Genomic DNA, 15,977 nt, shown 5'->3' with positions numbered 1-15,977 from the left:
AGTTAGACAATTAATTTATCCAAAGGATTTAGTTCTGTATTGCACAGGACTGAGTCCTTTTAGTTTTACCTTAATTCTCTTGTTGTAATAACCAATATAGTCTACAATGGCTTATTTCATTTGTTTAAGTGTCTTAAACATTTTCTAGTAACCATGAAACATTTCGGATTGCAAAATGCCTAAGAAGGATTCCACCATGCCATTGTCTGGATTATTCCACTTATGCGAAATGGAGGGACGAATCCCCTTATTCTTTAAATACTGATGATCAGAATTGTACTGGCATTACCAGACTTGGTCACTATGGGGAATTGTATTTTTGTAGTAATCCTCTGTAAAGACTTGTTCTAGCTTTGCTTTCACTTGTATCAAATTCGGTAACATAGAAAGATTATAAGTGATAATTTCACTATTAAAGCCATCTAAAACTGGCAATAAATAGAATTTTTGGTTGCTTACCGAAATGGCAATTTTTGTAACATCTGTGTATCGCTTTCCCATTCGTTTGGATGATTAAAATTTGTGTTGAATAAGATTGTCTGCTTTCTGAGTTTATTGATTTGAACTCGGTCCTCATAAGTTAATTTCATAATAAAAACACCCCAAAAGTTAGATTTTGTGTCTAACTTTTGGGGTGCACTTCACTGGGAAGCCAGTCGGTCTTTTATTATTGTTGTTCAATTTGCTTCAAATATCCATTATTTAGGTAACTAAGCGATACATGCAATACTAGTCCTAATATTGAGAATCCATACATAGTAGCACTAATAAACATATTTGTAACACCAAGAATAATTAATCCAATTAAAATAAATTCAATGATTAAATTCTCGTTATTTGTTTTAAATTCATTTTTAATAGTTGAAATAATTGGCTTACCAACATACCAGAAGAATGCCAACAGTGCAATAAACCCACTATAGAATAAAATCTCTAAATAACCGTTATGAACGCGATAACTCTTTTTAACAATGTAACTGCCTGGTTCTATTTCCTTAGCAATTTTTTCCCAGTTTCCAGATGTATATCCAAAGATTGGTCTTTTCGCTGAGAATTTAATTGCATCTTGCCAAATGGAAAAACGGTTATTTGAAATATTCTTTGCATCTGTGTCATTTCGTTCAAGAGTTGCTAACACTTTATAATTCCCTGTATTTTTATGCTCTTGATTTAATTTTGAAATCACAGACGTATTTTCTTTTAAGATTATTTGCGAACCATGATATATACATTGATAAGCTCCAACTGTAATGACAGCAAATATAGCAACATTTAATAGTTGTTTTTTTCTATTTTTCTTAAAGAAAGCCACAATTGCGATATAAACAAATATTACAGTAATAATAATTAAGGAAGTCCTTGAACCTGAAAGTACAATATAAGTATAGTTAAATAAAATAGATAAATAACATAGTATTTTGAAAATCTTTGTAACTTTATTTTGTAAATATCCAAGATAAGTAATGGTTAATAAAGATACTACGGATTGAATATTGGGATCCGTAAATACCCCAAACAAACGAGAATCGATAAAACCTTGTCTATAGACATTGCCTTTATATGATTCAATGATATATCCGTCAAAAGTCACAAATTGTAATAAAGAAGCCAAGACTGCTCCTGTAGACATTACTGCAACTACTCCACCGATACACAATAACGTTTTATCAGCTTCCTCTTTCTTAATAAAACTGATAAAAGGATAAATTGAAAAGAAATAGACGAAGAATACAATTAAGTCCTTTACATTATCTACATAGCCATATTTCATATTCACAACAAGTGATACGATAATCACAACAAACAGAAGAATTAAAGGACGTATTCCTCTTGTATTCTTTAACGCATTCTTTACTAGAATATTATAAAGTCCAAAAATAACTCCAGACACACTTAGTAAAATAGTGACATAGCTATTTGCATTAAAGAAGTTTAACGGAACAATAATACTTGCCATCAGATAAATACTGAAAATAAGCAAGTATGAAATTCCAAATCTAAAATAATTTCGTTCGAAAAAGTCTAATATTTTCATCATATATTTGTATAACTGTGTATACTTTCCCTCCTTAAAGTTTGATAACTTTCTTCAAATCGCCAGTAACAATTGCGAATATCGCATAATAGACGACACAACTAACAACTACAAATTCTGTATTCATTAAAAAACTTTTGACATTTGGTATTCAAATGGGATGAAATAGTCCACCGCTAATTTAAATGCCACAAAAGGTAGAGAAGCGATAGTGTATCGAGTAAATGTATTTATAATTTTTCTCACATCATATAGCGAGCGATCACGAATAAACTTCACTTCTAACATTAAAACAATGATTTTAGCGATCAGAGTTGTTAAAATATAAAATTCTGGATTTTCAATTCCGAGTAAATACAGCCCACTGTTAAATATCAGATTAAAGAATCTCCCGATAAAATAGATTTTTGTCAAACTTAATTCATGTCCCTTAAGAAAGATAATTTGGTTAGCAAAAATCGTATCTAACGTCCATGTCAAAATTCGAATGGAACAAATAATCATTGTTGGAACAGCTAAAATATATTTAGACCCTGCATATAAGAAGATAATTGATTGACTCACACAGGCTAATCCAACCGATATCGGTACCACTAGAAACAAGAGCATTCACTTTAATGTTATTTTTACTCATTTTACACTCTTTCATTATTTAAGTCAATTCAACACTTGCTTCAGCAGTATCTACTGGTACGTAGATTGGATTTTTTCTCCAATCATAATTAGTGTTAGGGATTAGATAATCCTCTCCGTAATAACCTTTTAGATAATCTACTGGATTTGTAGGAACATACGCTGTTGCATCCATAAAGTTTACTTGTTCCAACTCTTCCATTGGAAGTTCATAATAAAAAGCTTCAATATCTACAGGTTTATTTAAGGCATTCATTCCGTACCAAATCATCGTAGTAGAAATAACTTTTTCATTCACCCGTTCAAACAAAATAATATCTACATTCAATCCGTTATATGAGAATGAAATCTCCTTCACATCACCTTTATAGACTAACTTACGATTTAAAACAAAATTTCTTTCAGCTAAAAACTCATTAATTCTATCTAATTCTGAAGCGTCTTCTGGATTTAACATTGCAAAATCCATATCAATATCATGAGCAAGAATAGCGCCTTCTCTCACATATCCTAATAATGTACCCGCTTCAATCCAGATTTTATGACCAAGTTGATTGTTCACTTCTTCAAATTCTTTTAAAATTTGATGAGCATTCTCTTTTAAAAGCTTTTGACGATCGCCATCAATTTTTTTATTAGCTATGTTGTTCAATTTATTAATGATTGGTAGCTGTAAAAACTTCTCTTTTTTGTCTCCTAACAAATGAGCCATCGTTGATTTTAGCCATTTTAACATATCGTGTCTACTCCCTAAACTCTTTTAAGAATTACTTTATAGAGATTCTTATTAATTAACAGCGCCATGAAAGATAACTTTCTTTTACTGTTAAATAAAGAATTATTTAAAATGAATCTCTTGTTTTTCTTCAAATATTGAATGAGTTCAATTTCCAACTTCTCGTCCTTATATTCCTCATCCTTAAGTAATCTATCTAAAACATAAAAATATGCCCAACAGATACGTGTATCTGCCTGATATTTCAAGTTTGGATATTTATCAGAAACGATTTTAGCATTTTGCTCATAAGCTTCAATCACATTTAAAAATTTTAATGAGAACTTTTGTGTAGTAATACTATTTTCGCGATGAACATAATAATACTTCTTCTCATTGGTTGCAACAACCTTCTGACACTGATCCAATAAACGAATCATAATAAAGGCGTCTTCAGCAATTTTTCCAACTTCAAATCTCAGTTGGTTAAACAACTCTTTTTTATAGAGTTTATTAACAGCTGTCACTGACAATACCTTAGCTTCCATGACCATTTTTATGGCTTCTTCTGAAGAAAGTTCCCAAGTTTGAATCTCTGAAACTTGTTCTTCAGGAATCTGATGAAAGACATCGTAGTGGCCACACATTGATAAATCTGCATTCGACTCTCTCAAATGACGATAGAGTGTTTCGTACATATCTTCGTCAATATAATCATCACTATCAATAAAGCCAATCAAATCCGAACTAGCATGATCAATTCCAGTATTTCTAGCTGCAGATAGTCCACCATTTTCTTTATGAATCACACGAATTCGTTGGTCTCTCAGTGCTAGCTTATCACATAGTTCACCACTAGTATCTGTTGAACCATCATTTATAAGTAGCAATTCAAAATTGGTATAAGTCTGCTTTAAAATCGACTCTACACAGCGTTCCAAATAAGCTTCCACATTATAGACTGGAACAATGATACTAATTTTTTCTTGCATTGTATTCTCCCATATATTCTCTATAACTCTTATCCATATCTGCTATGACTGCATCGTGGTGAGGGACTTGCTTATCAGCTGGAGGCGGCGTCATGTAATCACCAAAAGCTGTGCTAAGATAGGCATCATAACCAACAGGAATAGGCATTTCTGTTCCTTCAAATGGCAAGAAAATATTGTCTTCAAAGGCTTGGATTGGATATTTGTTTTTCATGTAGCCAGGCCCTGAACATAATTCTGTAATGCCATCACTTTCAGAAAGTCCATACTTGGTCATTTCTTTCTCGGCCTTTTTCCAGATGCGATAGCGAAGTGACTTTGGTGTCAATCCTAACAAAATAGTGCTACCCCACTTCATGAGAGCTCCATGTTTTTCTGGGATGGTTTGTGCACAAAATAGGGAATAAATCAAAGCCCAGCGAACTTGTTTTTTCCGCTCTACTGGATTTTTAGGATAATAGTCCAAGGGAAGAACGTCTAAAGCCAGGCCATGAGGAAGATCTAAATCCTGCTGATAGGGTTTGATGCAAGTTGTTTCCTTATCTCGAATGGTGATAAAGAGGTTACGGTCCACATAGTCTTTGTGACTCTTTGACAAGAAATAACGCTCATCGGCATATTGAGGCCATAATTCTGCTAGTTTTTCATAGTCCTTTCGCGGCATAAAGAAGTCCAAATCATCATCCCAAGGGATAAAGCCTTTATTTCGTAAGGCTCCAATAGCTCCTCCCCCACATAAATAGCAGAGCAAGTCGTGTTCTTTACAAAAGGCGACAAAATATTCAGCCATTTCTAAGCTACGGGCTTGAATTGCCTTTAAATCACTCATCTCATTCTCTTCCTCTTCTATAGAATTACATCATTTCATTATACCATAAAAATGGTCAAAAAATCCATCTAATTATGGAAAAATCAAAGCCGGAAACACCTATAAAATTAGATGTTTCAAGCTTTGACCGATTGTTACATATTATCTAAATCCCATTTGGGCTAGCTTGTTTTGATAAGCCTTTTGATCCACTCGGAGTGCTTGGCCTCCATAGACATCATAGTCATCTACCCAGTCTCCAAGTTCCGGTACTGTAAGTCTCTCAATACCGTTCTGACCTCCTTCAAGTACGGATAATCCGTTGGTCAATAAGAAGGTATAAGGAAGGTTTGTAGATGTCATGGCGAATACTTTACCAAGTGCTTCTGAACCTGTGAATAGTTTTGTAGGATCCTTAATCTGCTGCAAGACAGCTGTCATGACTTGTTGTTGTCTACGAGTACGGCCATAGTCCCCTTCATCATCATCACGGAAACGTGCATAGTTGAGAAGAGTAGAACCATTCATTTGTTGCGTTCCGGCTTTAATAGTTTGTGTTGGTGATTCTGTTTCTGTCGCATGCAAGTCATCACCAACTGTCGCTTCTGTAACTGGAACTCCATTTAGAGTTGAAAACTGAGCATCAATGGTCACTCCATCAGGGAAAAGCGTGTCAATGGCAGTCGCAAAAGCTTGGAAATCTACAAGGGCATAGTATTTGATATCTAAGTCAAAATTATCTTTAAGGACCTTACGCACCATTTCAGCCCCTTGTTTTCCTTCTTGTTCACCCAATTCGTAAGCCAAATTCAACTTGTGGTCAACTTGTTTCTGACCATTGATGACTTGGCTATAGCCATCAATGTAAACTAGATTATCACGCATAAAGCTTACAAGTTTAAGCTTTTTATCTTTGCCACTTACATTAAGAACCATAATAGAATCGGTCCGTGTTTCTGCACTATTCTGTCCAATACGACCATCTGTTCCTAAAATAAGAATATTGACACCGTCTCTTGTATCCTGTCCATTGAAAACTTCAACTTGGGCAGCCTTGGCATCTTTTGATCCATTTGAACTATTAGGATTGGCTGATTGGAAACCTTTCAGGAACATAAAAATCATTCCCAATGCTGCGCAAAGCAACAGCATTCCTAGCCAAGCAAGTATCCGTTTAAATCGAAAAACTCTTTTTTTCTTTGGTTTCTTCTGCTTAGGAATCTTAGCTTTTGGTTGAGGCAGACTAGTACGTCGACTAGCACGGCTGCGATTCGTATAACTCGGAAGACCTGTGTTCAATTCAGTGTATTCTTGATTTTCTACTTCTTCTTGGACAACGGAGCGCACTTCTTGTTGACCATCCAGCTTAGCTTGTAAAAAAGCAAACTCTCGCTTTTCTTTATCATTTAGATAGTGGATGTTTTTTAATAGATAGTCGTAACGTAGTCTTTCATGGTGTGTCAAAGGATTCTCTCTAGTCATTCCTTCTCCTTTCCTTTATCCTGTATGGTATAGATAGGGTAAGCTCCAAGTATTTTATACTGGATACCAATCGTTTCTAGTTCTTTTTGAGCAAAATGGACCAGTTCTTTATCAGTATAAGCGACATCAATGATAAAAAAGTATTCCCCCAAGGCAGTTTTTAGGGGACGACTCTCAATCTTCGTCAGATCAATTCCGCGCCAAGCAAAGGTAGAAAGCGCTTTGTATAATGCACCTGGAAGATTATCCGGCAAGGTCAAAGCTAGACTCATCTTTTCAGAACCTGGACTCAAAGGGATTTGTGGTAAGTTAAGCCCCAAAACCCAAAAGCGAGTGAAGTTGGCTTCCATTTCCTGAATATCTTGAGCAATCAGTTCTAAACCATATTCTTCAGCAGAGCTTTTTGGAGCAATAGCTGCAAATGGTTGATCTGGATGTTCGGAAACGTACCGCGCAGCATAGGCTGTACTTGCCGTTACTTCTAATTGAGCGTCTGGAAAATGTTCATCGATAAATTTCTTCCCTTGGGCTAATGCCTGCGGATGAGAAAAGATTTTCTCTATTTTAAACTGTCCTGGTACTGCCATCAGCTGTTGATGGATTGGCTGAACAATCTCTGCCACAGCTTGAATGCGAGCCTGATGGAAAAGATAGTCTAGGGTCTCATGAACACTACCTTCAATAGAATTTTCAACTGGCACTACTGAATAGTCTACCAAACCTTGTTCATAGGCCTTGATAACGTCCGTAATATTTGAAAAAGGCTCTAGTTCCTCATGTGGAAAAGCCGTCTGCACAACATGGTGCGAAAAAGATCCTTTGGGACCTAGATAGGCAATTTTCATTTCAGTTCCTCTATAATTTCCTCTGGGCTTAATCTTGATACATCAACAATCTGACTAGCCACTTCCTCATACCAGATTTGTCTTTCATTAAAAATCGCTGCCAAATCTTCCTTACTATTGTTTAGAAATAGGGGGCGTTGATTGTCCTTATCAGCTGAAATTCGCTGGTAAAGGGTCTCAAAATCTGCTTTAAGATAGATGTTGTCTGGATTTTTCTTGAGTAAGTCACGATTTTTCTGAGAAATGACCACTCCACCACCAGTAGAAACGACTTGGTTCGTTTTTAGTAGGTCAGCCAAAACTTCTTCTTCTATCTGACGGAAGACTGCTTCTCCTTTTTCTTCAAAGAAACGAGCAATCGGCATTCCTAGCCGGTCTTCTAGTAAAGCATCCATGTCTACAAAATCAGGATCCAGCTTTCTAGCAATAGTCGTTTTCCCTGACCCCATAAATCCTAATAGAACCTTAGCCATGAATCAAAGTCTCCAAATCATCAAAGAAGCTTGGGTAGCTAGTATTAATGGCTTCTGCACGATCCAATTCAACCTCTCCATCTGCCACTAAAAGCGCTGCAATGGCTGTCATCATGCCGATACGGTGGTCTCCAAAGGTATTGACTCTGGCTCCATGGAGAGCAGATTTCCCTTTGATAATCATGCCGTCTGCTGTAGGAGTAATAGCTGCTCCCATGCTATTTAAAGCATCAGCAACAACTTGAATGCGGTCAGTTTCTTTAACCTTGAGTTCTTCTGCATCTTTGATAACCGTTTGCCCTTGAGCTTGGGTTGCAAGGAGAGCGATAATAGGTAGTTCATCAATCAAACGTGGAATCAAGGCTCCAGCAATCTCAGTTCCTTTTAAATCTGAAGTTTCGACAGTTAAGGTTGCTGACTTAGCAATTGGATCAATATCAGTAAGTTCTAGTTTCCCACCCATAGCACGAATAACATCGATGATACCTGTACGTGTTTCATTAATACCGACATTCTTAAGCACCACACGAGAATTTGGAACAATCAACCCTGCAACTAACCAAAAGGCTGCACTAGAAATATCTCCTGGAACCACGACCTTTTGTCCACTTAGTTTCTGTGGCCCCTGGACAGTGATTTTCTTCCCATCGACACTCAAGTCTCCACCAAATTGACGCAGCATATCTTCTGTGTGATTACGAGTGCACTCCTTCTCGACAATGAGTGACTGGCCTTGAGCCTGCAAAGCTGCAAAAATCAAGGCTGACTTGACTTGGGCAGAAGCGATTGGCAATTCGTAATGAATAGGTGTTAAATTTTTTGTACCTTTTAAGTGCAACGGTGGCAAGTCTCGATCTGTTTGACCAGAAATGGTCACTCCCATTTTTTTCAAAGGAAGGGTCACACGATCCATGGGGCGTTTAGAAAGACTATCATCTCCAAACATCTCCACTTCAAAGTCTGCACCAGCAAGGACACCTGAAATCAGACGAATAGAGGTTCCAGAATTCCCCATATCCAGAGCGTTCTGAGGTGCTTTCAATCCATCCATCCCAACACCTTGAATGGTAACGACACCGTCTTTGTCCTCAATCTCTACGCCGAGGTCACGAAATACCTGCATGGTTGAGAGAACATCTTCACCACGCAAGATATCATAAACCTTGGTTTCTCCCTCAGCTAAGCTTCCAAAAATAATTGAGCGATGACTGATAGACTTATCCCCAGGTACGCGAATACTACCATTCAAATGGTTAACGTCTGTTTTTAACTTCATACTAGCCCTCATACTGACAATACTTTTTCTTATTTTATCATAAAAAGTCAGAAATTTCTTAAAAATTCCTGACTTTATGAGGTAAATTCTTATTTTAAAAGTTCTGATATTGGTTCAAAGACAATTTTTTCAATATCAGAAAGGTAGATAGAAAGTTGTTGCTGTTTAGCAAAGAATTCTGACAAGAGAGAGTTACCTTGAATCTGCTTGCCAAAGTTTTCCATTTTTCCTTGGAAAGAAGCATCTGGAATTTGACCAGTTTGCGCCATGACTTGGATTTCATGCTGAAAGGCAATGTAATCCGCAAAAATCTTGCTAGCTTCTACATCTGCTTGGATAGCATCTCTAGCTTCCTTAACGGCCTTGTATTCAGGCAACTCACGTAGCCCGCGACTGAGTGCATTTGCACTATCATAAATATTTGACATAATTGTCCTCCTTATTTAATAACGACTGTGTAGTCCGTATTTTCTGTAATTAAGCGCTCAGCTCGTTCCAAATCCTGAGCAGTTTTAAAGGAAATCCGCAGAATCCCATGAACATCTTCACGGTTTTCCTCGTTGATATGGATATTGACCAAAGAAGTTCCACGTAGCAATTCCAAGATGCGTAAAATCACATCTTCTTCATCGGGAACATCTACATAAAGGTCAAATGAGCTATCTACTCCTCCGCGTTTATGGATTTCCATAGCTTGACGTTGCTCACGCGCTTGATTGAAAAAATTCCAGATTTGGTTTTCATCACCCTTACTGATAGCTTGAACAATTTCATCCAAACGCTCCTTAAAATCTTCGATGCGTTCAACAATGGTCTCTCGATTGGATAAGAGGATAGAAGTCCACATACCTGGCTCACTTTCGGCGATTCGAGTCATATCACGAAAACCACCTGCTGCAAAACGTCGGGCCATTTCATGCTGTTCAGCATAGTTGGCAGTTTGTTCCATCAAACCTGATGCTAAGATATGCGGAAAATGGCTAATCTGAGAAGTCACTCGGTCATGCTCTTCAGCATCGATTTCAATGAAACGAGCATGAAGACCTGACAGCAAGTCTCTCATTTCTTCGAGCGTATCCGGAGTTGTCAGACTAGATGGCGTGAAGATATAGTAGGCGTTCTCAAAAAGATTGACATCTGCAGAGGCTGCTCCTGTCTTGTGACTTCCTGCCATGGGATGCCCACCGATAAATCGAACAGGCTTACCAGCAAAATTCTCCTCTGCTGCATTCACAATAGCTGACTTGGTTGAACCAGCATCAGAAATAATGACGCCTTCTTTCAAGTCCAATTTGGCTAACTCCTTGATAAAGGCAAGAGTCTGCTGGATAGGAAGAGTCAAAATAATCATATCCGCTAGTGGAGCAAAACTGGCAAAGTCATCCGTCGCTCGGTCAATCATTCCTCTCTCCAAGGCAATATCTCTAGACGCTTGACTACGATTGTATCCTAAAATTTCATAATCAGGATGATCCCGCTTGATCCCGAGTGCCATGGAAGCACCAATCAAACCTAGTCCTGCGATATAGATGGTTTTTGCCATAAGAACTCCTTAATAATTCTTTGTATACTCCCGATGTTTCGCAACAGCTTCTTTTAATTCTTCCAGATTATCAGAGGAGAATTTCTCAAGGATTTCTTGAGCCAAAACTGTTGCTACGACTGCCTCCATAACGACACCTGCTGCTGGAAGAGCAGTAGGATCACTTCTCTCTACTGTTGCTTTATAAGGCTCGTGGGTTTCGATATCCACACTCATCAAGGGCTTATAGAGGGTAGGGATTGGTTTCATGACCCCACGGACAACAATGGGCTGACCATTAGTCATACCACCTTCGAAACCTCCAAGATTATTGGTCCGACGTGTATAACCATCTTCTTTAGACCAGATAATTTCATCCATAACTTGGCTACCCTTGAGAGAACCTGCCTTAAAACCAAGTCCAAACTCCACACCCTTAAAGGCGTTGATAGAAACAACAGCTTGAGCTAGTCTTGCATCTAGTTTACGATCCCATTGGACATAAGAACCAAGACCAACCGGAACACCTCCGACAACTGTTTCTACAACACCTCCGATGGTATCCCCATCTCGCTTAATCTGGTCAATATAGTCCTTAATCTCCTGCTCACGTTCTTGGTTGACGATAGAAACTTCAGACTGGGCAGCCAGTTTCTTAATCTCTGAGACTGTTAAGTTTTCTGGAACATTGATTTCCTTACCACCGAAGATAACAACATGGTTAGCAATTTCGACATCAAGCTCAGCTAAAAGCCGCTTGGCTACTGCTCCAACTGCAACCCGCATAGTTGTTTCACGGGCAGATGAACGTTCCAAAGAATTTCGCAAATCATCAAAGCGGTATTTGATGCCCCCAACCAAGTCCGCGTGACCTGGACGAGGATGTGTGATTTTTCGTTTACTTTTGAGTTTGTCCTCAATATCCTCGGCAGACATGATATCTAGCCATTTTTGATGGTCTTTGTTAATGACATCCATGGTAATGGGAGCCCCTGTCGTCTTCCCGTGGCGAACACCAGAAGTAAAGACAACTTGGTCACTTTCAATCTTCATTCGTCCACCACGTCCGTATCCACCTTGGCGACGTTTGAGATCCTCATTAATATCTTCTGCAGTCAAAGGCAGTCCTGCTGGAATTCCTTCAATAATTGCTGTCAGACGAGGACCATGTGACTCTCCTGCTGTTAAATATCTCATACATTCTCCTTATTTTACTAAGTAATCTTTCATTTCTTCGAGAAAAACTGGGTGAATCATCGCTGAACCAAGTTCTGGCACCAAAACTAATTTCATGGTATTGCCACGCGCTTTTTTGTCATGAGTCAAAGCCTGATAGAGCTTGTCAACATCCCAGTTTTCATAATCAACAGGAAGACCAAACTTCTGACACATCTCTCGGATAGACTGAGTTATTCCAGCTGGCATGAGTCCTTTTTCTTCTGCTACCTTAGAGACCTGAACCATTCCCATAGCTACTGCCTCACCGTGCATGACTTTTCCATAACCAGCAGTTGCTTCGATGGCATGGCCAATTGTGTGACCAAAGTTGAGATATAAACGAATGCCATTATCCAACTCATCCTCAACCACCATCTTGCGCTTAACCTGACAAGAATGCTCAATCAAACTCTCGGAATGTTCCAATATGCTTTCGACAGAACCATCCATATCAGATAATAGGTCCCAAAGCTCAGGATCTTCGATGAGGCCATACTTGATGACTTCGCCCATTCCTTCAATTAACTCTCTATTACCCAAGGTCTCAAGAACAGTTGAGTCAATCAAAACACCATCCGGTTGAGCAAAAGTCCCCACCATATTCTTGGCAAAAGGAGTATTCACTCCTGTCTTACCCCCGATTGAAGAGTCAACTTGAGCTGTCAAGCTAGTCGGAATTTGAACAAAGTGAATACCTCGCATATAGGTTGAGGCTACAAATCCAGCTAAATCACCAACTACACCACCACCTAAAGCTACGATTCCGTCACTACGAGTCAAGTCTTGCTTAACTAGAAATTCATAAGCCTTTTGAACCGTGGTTAGATTTTTTCGCCCTTCACCCTCTAGAAAGTCAAAAACTGCCACTTGAAAGCCAGCATCCGCCAAACTCAATTTAACCTTTTCTGCATAGAGTGAAGCCACACGGTTATCCGTTATGATAACAATTTTTTGTGGTTGCCAAAGTTCGCGCAACCATTTCCCTGCTTGAGACAAGCATCCTTTTTCAATCTGAATATCGTAAGGATGATGTGGAAGGTCTATTCTAATTTTCATAGCAGGTCTCCTTTTTCTTTATTGGTACTTTTGTTTTAATAATTCCCAGATTTGATCTGTTGGCATTTCCTTGCCTGTCCATAACTCAAAAGCTTCAGCAGCTTGGTAAAGCAGCATGCCAAGGCCATTGATAGATTGATTTCCCTGGTTTCTTGCCCATTTTAAAAACGGTGTTTCAAAGGGTTGATAAATCACATCTGCTACCAAGAGCTTCTCTGGTAAAACGATGCTGGTCGGGATCGGCTGAGAGGAGCCATCCATGCCCACACTAGTAGCATTAACCAAGAGGTCGGCTTTAGTGATGCTGTCTTGAAGTTCTTGAATATCCTCTAATGCAAATAAATCTACTCTAAATTCAGTCGCATTCTGTATTTTTTCTAAATAAGGTCTTGTTTTTCCCATGGATGAAGAACGAACAAAGACAGAAATCTGACTTACTCCATCCAAGATTGCCTGTGCCAAAATTGCCTTGGCTGCACCGCCTGCTCCTAACAAAACCAGTTTTTTCCTTGATATTTTAAAAGAAGGCAAGCTCTTAAAGAATCCCTTGCCATCTGTATTATATCCAATTAATGTTCCTTCTCGATTCACAACTGTATTAACTGCACCAATTAAACAAGCCTCTTCGCTCAACTGGTCCAGATAAGGAATCACTTGTTCCTTGTAAGGCATGGAAAGATTGATTCCATACATCTGATAGCGACGAATATTGGCAACTGTTTCTGCCAAATCGGTTGCCCCTACTTCCCAAGCAAGATAAACTCCATTGGTATTGGTTGCCTCAAAAGCGCTATTGTGAATAAAGGGAGAAATGGAGTGTTTGATAGGATTTGCGACTACAGCTGCTAAACGTGTGTAGCCATCAATCTTCATTTAGAAGCTCCCTAATTTTTTTCATGCTAGATAGTGAAATTTGTCCTGGAGCACTAGCTTCATCTAGACTTGCAAAAGACCAACTAGAACCAGTCACATCTGAAGTAATACGAGAGACCTTGCCCACTTTTCCCATAGAAATCGTTACATATTCTTGTTCAGGATTCAGTGTTTTAAAGCCACGTGTAAAGTTCATCAGATCCAACACATCTTGTTCTGTATTAGCCATAACAGCTATTTTCACAACTTTAGGATTTAAACTTGTTAACTCAGACAATATTTCCATTAGATTTTCAGGTGTCTCTTGGAAGTTATGGTAGCTCAAGACAAGATTTGGAAAGTCCAACATCTGATCAAAAACATCCTTGTAGCTGAAATACTCAAAATCAATATAATCTGGTTGATAAAGCTGGGCCACTTCCTTGATAATTTGAACATACTCTTCTGAAGAGAGCTCAATTTGACCACCCTCAGAACGAGTACGTAAAGTAAAAACAAGCTCACGACCTGCAAATTTTTCAAAAATAGCTGGCGCTACCTGCAAGATAGCTTCCTTGGGTAAGAAGTCTGCTCTCCACTCAATGATATCTGCATCATGATACCGCATAACATCAATAGCCTGAGCCTCTTCTATACTTCTTGGCATGACAGAAACAATTAATTTCATTTACTAACCTTCATGGTAATCACTTTGAGGTAATTACTACTTTCATCTTTTTCATTGTAGACAAAGTCTGCTGGAAGTCCATATTTATGAAGGACCTGATACTTTCTACCTGCAAATCCTTTGTCGATTTGTTCTGTGAATTTTTGACGGGAAACATTAGCCGCATTGGTACTAGCAATAATGATTCCACCTGGGTTTAAAATCTCTAGGCTTTGGGAAATCAACTTATGATAATCCTTAGCTACAGAGAATGTTTGTTTTTTATTTCGGGCAAAGCTAGGCGGATCCAGAACAATCACGTCATAGCTTAAACCTTTTCTTTTAGCATATTTAAAATATTCAAAGACATCCATGACAAGCAGTCGATGATTGTCTAGACTCAAACCATTGGCATGAAAATGAGCTTCTGATAGTTCTCTTGAACGTTTGGCTAGGTCTACAGAGGTTGTTTCACTAGCTCCTCCCATAGCTGCAGCGACTGAGAAGGCCGCTGTGTAGGAAAACATATTGAGTAAGGATTTTCCCATAGCCAGACCATCAACCAAACTCCCACGAACTTCATGCTGATCCAAGAAAATTCCTGTCATAAGGCCGTCATTCATAAAGACTTGGTACAAGACTCCATTCTCGAGAACAGTGAAATATTCAGCTGCTTCTTGACCATAGATATGGGCAGACTCATAGTCTAGACCTTTAAAGCGAATCTTTTCATAGGCACCTAAGACTTCCGGGAATACCTGAGCAAAGGCGGCTATAATTTCTTGACGAAGGCTATAGATATAGGAGTTATACCAAGAAAAAACAACATAATCTCCATAAAGATCCAGTGTCATGCCACCAAATCCATCGCCTTCTTGATTAAACAAACGAAAGGCAGTTGTCAACTCATCTTGATAGTAGTTAGCGCGTCTTTGTTTGGCTTTTTTAAACAAACTTTCAAAAAAGGATCGGTCAAAAGAAACTTTCTGGTTAGATACAAACCATCCAATTCCCTTATTTTGATGGGATAAATAAGCCTTCCCTAAAAACTGTTTACTTTGATTAAAAAGCTCAACTTCTTGATCAGTTTCAGATAGCTCTGGAAAATCAATCTCTTCCAAAACCATCTGACCCTTATTCAGCTTTTTTTCGACACGCCGACTGACGAATACTTTATTCATAGATACAATTATATCAAATTTGTTGAAAATTCACAAAATAGAAAGTAATTTCTCCATTGATTCCATAGAAATTGAAGCTATTTTCCACTCTTTTTCATCAGACAGCATCTCTCTTCTATAAAAGCTTTTGTAAAAAATGGACATAAAAGAGCTAGAGTATATTTTCTAGCGCAAACGTTTGCGTATTCCTTGGCTTTGTGGTAAAATGATTGTCAAATTGTT

General features: G+C 38.3%; 16 protein-coding genes and 1 pseudogene. All 17 read right to left on the bottom strand.

What is annotated here, in order from left to right:
* Nucleotides 1-15: 15 nt before the first annotated feature.
* Nucleotides 16-549, bottom strand: a pseudogene (locus AC3E9F_RS01525) (IS3 family transposase); the annotation flags it as partial.
* A 118-nt stretch (nucleotides 550-667) separates the two neighbouring features.
* On the bottom strand, nucleotides 668-1,957 hold the full coding sequence (locus tag AC3E9F_RS01520) for an O-antigen ligase family protein (protein WP_490672710.1): 1,290 nt from the start codon (nucleotides 1,955-1,957) through the stop codon (nucleotides 668-670).
* 204 nt (nucleotides 1,958-2,161) lie between these two features.
* Complete coding sequence (locus tag AC3E9F_RS01515; protein WP_263393887.1) at nucleotides 2,162-2,599, bottom strand: hypothetical protein; 438 nt, start codon at nucleotides 2,597-2,599, stop codon at nucleotides 2,162-2,164.
* 88 nt (nucleotides 2,600-2,687) lie between these two features.
* Nucleotides 2,688-3,404: a LicD family protein gene (locus AC3E9F_RS01510; RefSeq protein ID WP_263393888.1), complete on the bottom strand. Its 717-nt coding sequence runs from the start codon at nucleotides 3,402-3,404 to the stop codon at nucleotides 2,688-2,690.
* A gap of 14 nt (nucleotides 3,405-3,418) precedes the next feature.
* Nucleotides 3,419-4,375: a glycosyltransferase family 2 protein gene (locus AC3E9F_RS01505; RefSeq protein WP_263393889.1), complete on the bottom strand. Its 957-nt coding sequence runs from the start codon at nucleotides 4,373-4,375 to the stop codon at nucleotides 3,419-3,421.
* Nucleotides 4,359-5,204 (bottom strand): LicD family protein, encoded by an 846-nt coding sequence (locus AC3E9F_RS01500; protein ID WP_263393890.1) that lies wholly within the window; start codon nucleotides 5,202-5,204, stop codon nucleotides 4,359-4,361. Before AC3E9F_RS01500 ends, AC3E9F_RS01505 begins: the two co-directional genes overlap by 17 nt.
* Before the next feature lie 141 nt (nucleotides 5,205-5,345).
* Nucleotides 5,346-6,665, bottom strand: a complete 1,320-nt coding sequence (locus tag AC3E9F_RS01495) for an LCP family protein (protein ID WP_263393891.1) — start codon at nucleotides 6,663-6,665, stop codon at nucleotides 5,346-5,348.
* On the bottom strand, nucleotides 6,662-7,510 hold the full coding sequence (gene pheA, locus AC3E9F_RS01490; protein WP_263393892.1) for a prephenate dehydratase: 849 nt from the start codon (nucleotides 7,508-7,510) through the stop codon (nucleotides 6,662-6,664). Before pheA ends, AC3E9F_RS01495 begins: the two co-directional genes overlap by 4 nt.
* Nucleotides 7,507-7,983 (bottom strand): shikimate kinase, encoded by a 477-nt coding sequence (locus AC3E9F_RS01485; protein ID WP_263393893.1) that lies wholly within the window; start codon nucleotides 7,981-7,983, stop codon nucleotides 7,507-7,509. Before AC3E9F_RS01485 ends, pheA begins: the two co-directional genes overlap by 4 nt.
* Entirely contained in the window at nucleotides 7,976-9,259 is a 1,284-nt protein-coding gene (gene aroA / locus AC3E9F_RS01480) for a 3-phosphoshikimate 1-carboxyvinyltransferase (protein ID WP_263393894.1), read from the bottom strand. Before aroA ends, AC3E9F_RS01485 begins: the two co-directional genes overlap by 8 nt.
* Before the next feature lie 89 nt (nucleotides 9,260-9,348).
* The gene (locus AC3E9F_RS01475; protein WP_263393895.1) at nucleotides 9,349-9,687 is read right to left on the bottom strand and encodes a YlbF/YmcA family competence regulator; all 339 of its coding nucleotides are present in this window, start codon (nucleotides 9,685-9,687) and stop codon (nucleotides 9,349-9,351) included.
* A gap of 11 nt (nucleotides 9,688-9,698) precedes the next feature.
* On the bottom strand, nucleotides 9,699-10,802 hold the full coding sequence (locus AC3E9F_RS01470) for a prephenate dehydrogenase (protein WP_263393896.1): 1,104 nt from the start codon (nucleotides 10,800-10,802) through the stop codon (nucleotides 9,699-9,701).
* 9 nt (nucleotides 10,803-10,811) lie between these two features.
* Nucleotides 10,812-11,978 carry a chorismate synthase gene (gene aroC, locus AC3E9F_RS01465; RefSeq protein ID WP_263393897.1) on the bottom strand — a complete coding sequence of 389 codons (1,167 nt, stop codon included), beginning with the start codon at nucleotides 11,976-11,978 and terminating at the stop codon, nucleotides 10,812-10,814.
* 9 nt (nucleotides 11,979-11,987) lie between these two features.
* The gene (aroB, locus tag AC3E9F_RS01460; RefSeq protein ID WP_263393898.1) at nucleotides 11,988-13,055 is read right to left on the bottom strand and encodes a 3-dehydroquinate synthase; all 1,068 of its coding nucleotides are present in this window, start codon (nucleotides 13,053-13,055) and stop codon (nucleotides 11,988-11,990) included.
* 18 nt (nucleotides 13,056-13,073) lie between these two features.
* Complete coding sequence (locus AC3E9F_RS01455) at nucleotides 13,074-13,928, bottom strand: shikimate dehydrogenase (protein ID WP_263393899.1); 855 nt, start codon at nucleotides 13,926-13,928, stop codon at nucleotides 13,074-13,076.
* Nucleotides 13,918-14,595 (bottom strand): type I 3-dehydroquinate dehydratase, encoded by a 678-nt coding sequence (gene aroD / locus AC3E9F_RS01450; protein WP_045614175.1) that lies wholly within the window; start codon nucleotides 14,593-14,595, stop codon nucleotides 13,918-13,920. Before aroD ends, AC3E9F_RS01455 begins: the two co-directional genes overlap by 11 nt.
* Nucleotides 14,592-15,755: a class I SAM-dependent rRNA methyltransferase gene (locus AC3E9F_RS01445; RefSeq protein ID WP_263393900.1), complete on the bottom strand. Its 1,164-nt coding sequence runs from the start codon at nucleotides 15,753-15,755 to the stop codon at nucleotides 14,592-14,594. Before AC3E9F_RS01445 ends, aroD begins: the two co-directional genes overlap by 4 nt.
* Nucleotides 15,756-15,977: the final 222 nt, after the last annotated feature.

This window comes from Streptococcus sp. SCPM-O-B-15277 (M60), assembly GCF_058200335.1.
This window is presented reverse-complemented; position numbering and strand designations above follow the sequence as displayed.

What these genes read in the sequence shown, in the direction of transcription:
- AC3E9F_RS01520 (WP_490672710.1), bottom strand. Translation starts at nt 1,957, where the DNA reads ATGGCAAGTATTATTGTTCCGTTAAACTTCTTTAATGCAAATAGCTAT.
- AC3E9F_RS01510 (WP_263393888.1), bottom strand. Translation starts at nt 3,404, where the DNA reads ATGTTAAAATGGCTAAAATCAACGATGGCTCATTTGTTAGGAGACAAA.
- AC3E9F_RS01505 (WP_263393889.1), bottom strand. Translation starts at nt 4,375, where the DNA reads ATGCAAGAAAAAATTAGTATCATTGTTCCAGTCTATAATGTGGAAGCT.
- AC3E9F_RS01500 (WP_263393890.1), bottom strand. Translation starts at nt 5,204, where the DNA reads ATGAGTGATTTAAAGGCAATTCAAGCCCGTAGCTTAGAAATGGCTGAA.
- AC3E9F_RS01495 (WP_263393891.1), bottom strand. Translation starts at nt 6,665, where the DNA reads ATGACTAGAGAGAATCCTTTGACACACCATGAAAGACTACGTTACGAC.
- pheA (WP_263393892.1), bottom strand. Translation starts at nt 7,510, where the DNA reads ATGAAAATTGCCTATCTAGGTCCCAAAGGATCTTTTTCGCACCATGTT.
- AC3E9F_RS01485 (WP_263393893.1), bottom strand. Translation starts at nt 7,983, where the DNA reads ATGGCTAAGGTTCTATTAGGATTTATGGGGTCAGGGAAAACGACTATT.
- aroA (WP_263393894.1), bottom strand. Translation starts at nt 9,259, where the DNA reads ATGAAGTTAAAAACAGACGTTAACCATTTGAATGGTAGTATTCGCGTA.
- AC3E9F_RS01475 (WP_263393895.1), bottom strand. Translation starts at nt 9,687, where the DNA reads ATGTCAAATATTTATGATAGTGCAAATGCACTCAGTCGCGGGCTACGT.
- AC3E9F_RS01470 (WP_263393896.1), bottom strand. Translation starts at nt 10,802, where the DNA reads ATGGCAAAAACCATCTATATCGCAGGACTAGGTTTGATTGGTGCTTCC.
- aroC (WP_263393897.1), bottom strand. Translation starts at nt 11,978, where the DNA reads ATGAGATATTTAACAGCAGGAGAGTCACATGGTCCTCGTCTGACAGCA.
- aroB (WP_263393898.1), bottom strand. Translation starts at nt 13,055, where the DNA reads ATGAAAATTAGAATAGACCTTCCACATCATCCTTACGATATTCAGATT.
- AC3E9F_RS01455 (WP_263393899.1), bottom strand. Translation starts at nt 13,928, where the DNA reads ATGAAGATTGATGGCTACACACGTTTAGCAGCTGTAGTCGCAAATCCT.
- aroD (WP_045614175.1), bottom strand. Translation starts at nt 14,595, where the DNA reads ATGAAATTAATTGTTTCTGTCATGCCAAGAAGTATAGAAGAGGCTCAG.
- AC3E9F_RS01445 (WP_263393900.1), bottom strand. Translation starts at nt 15,755, where the DNA reads ATGAATAAAGTATTCGTCAGTCGGCGTGTCGAAAAAAAGCTGAATAAG.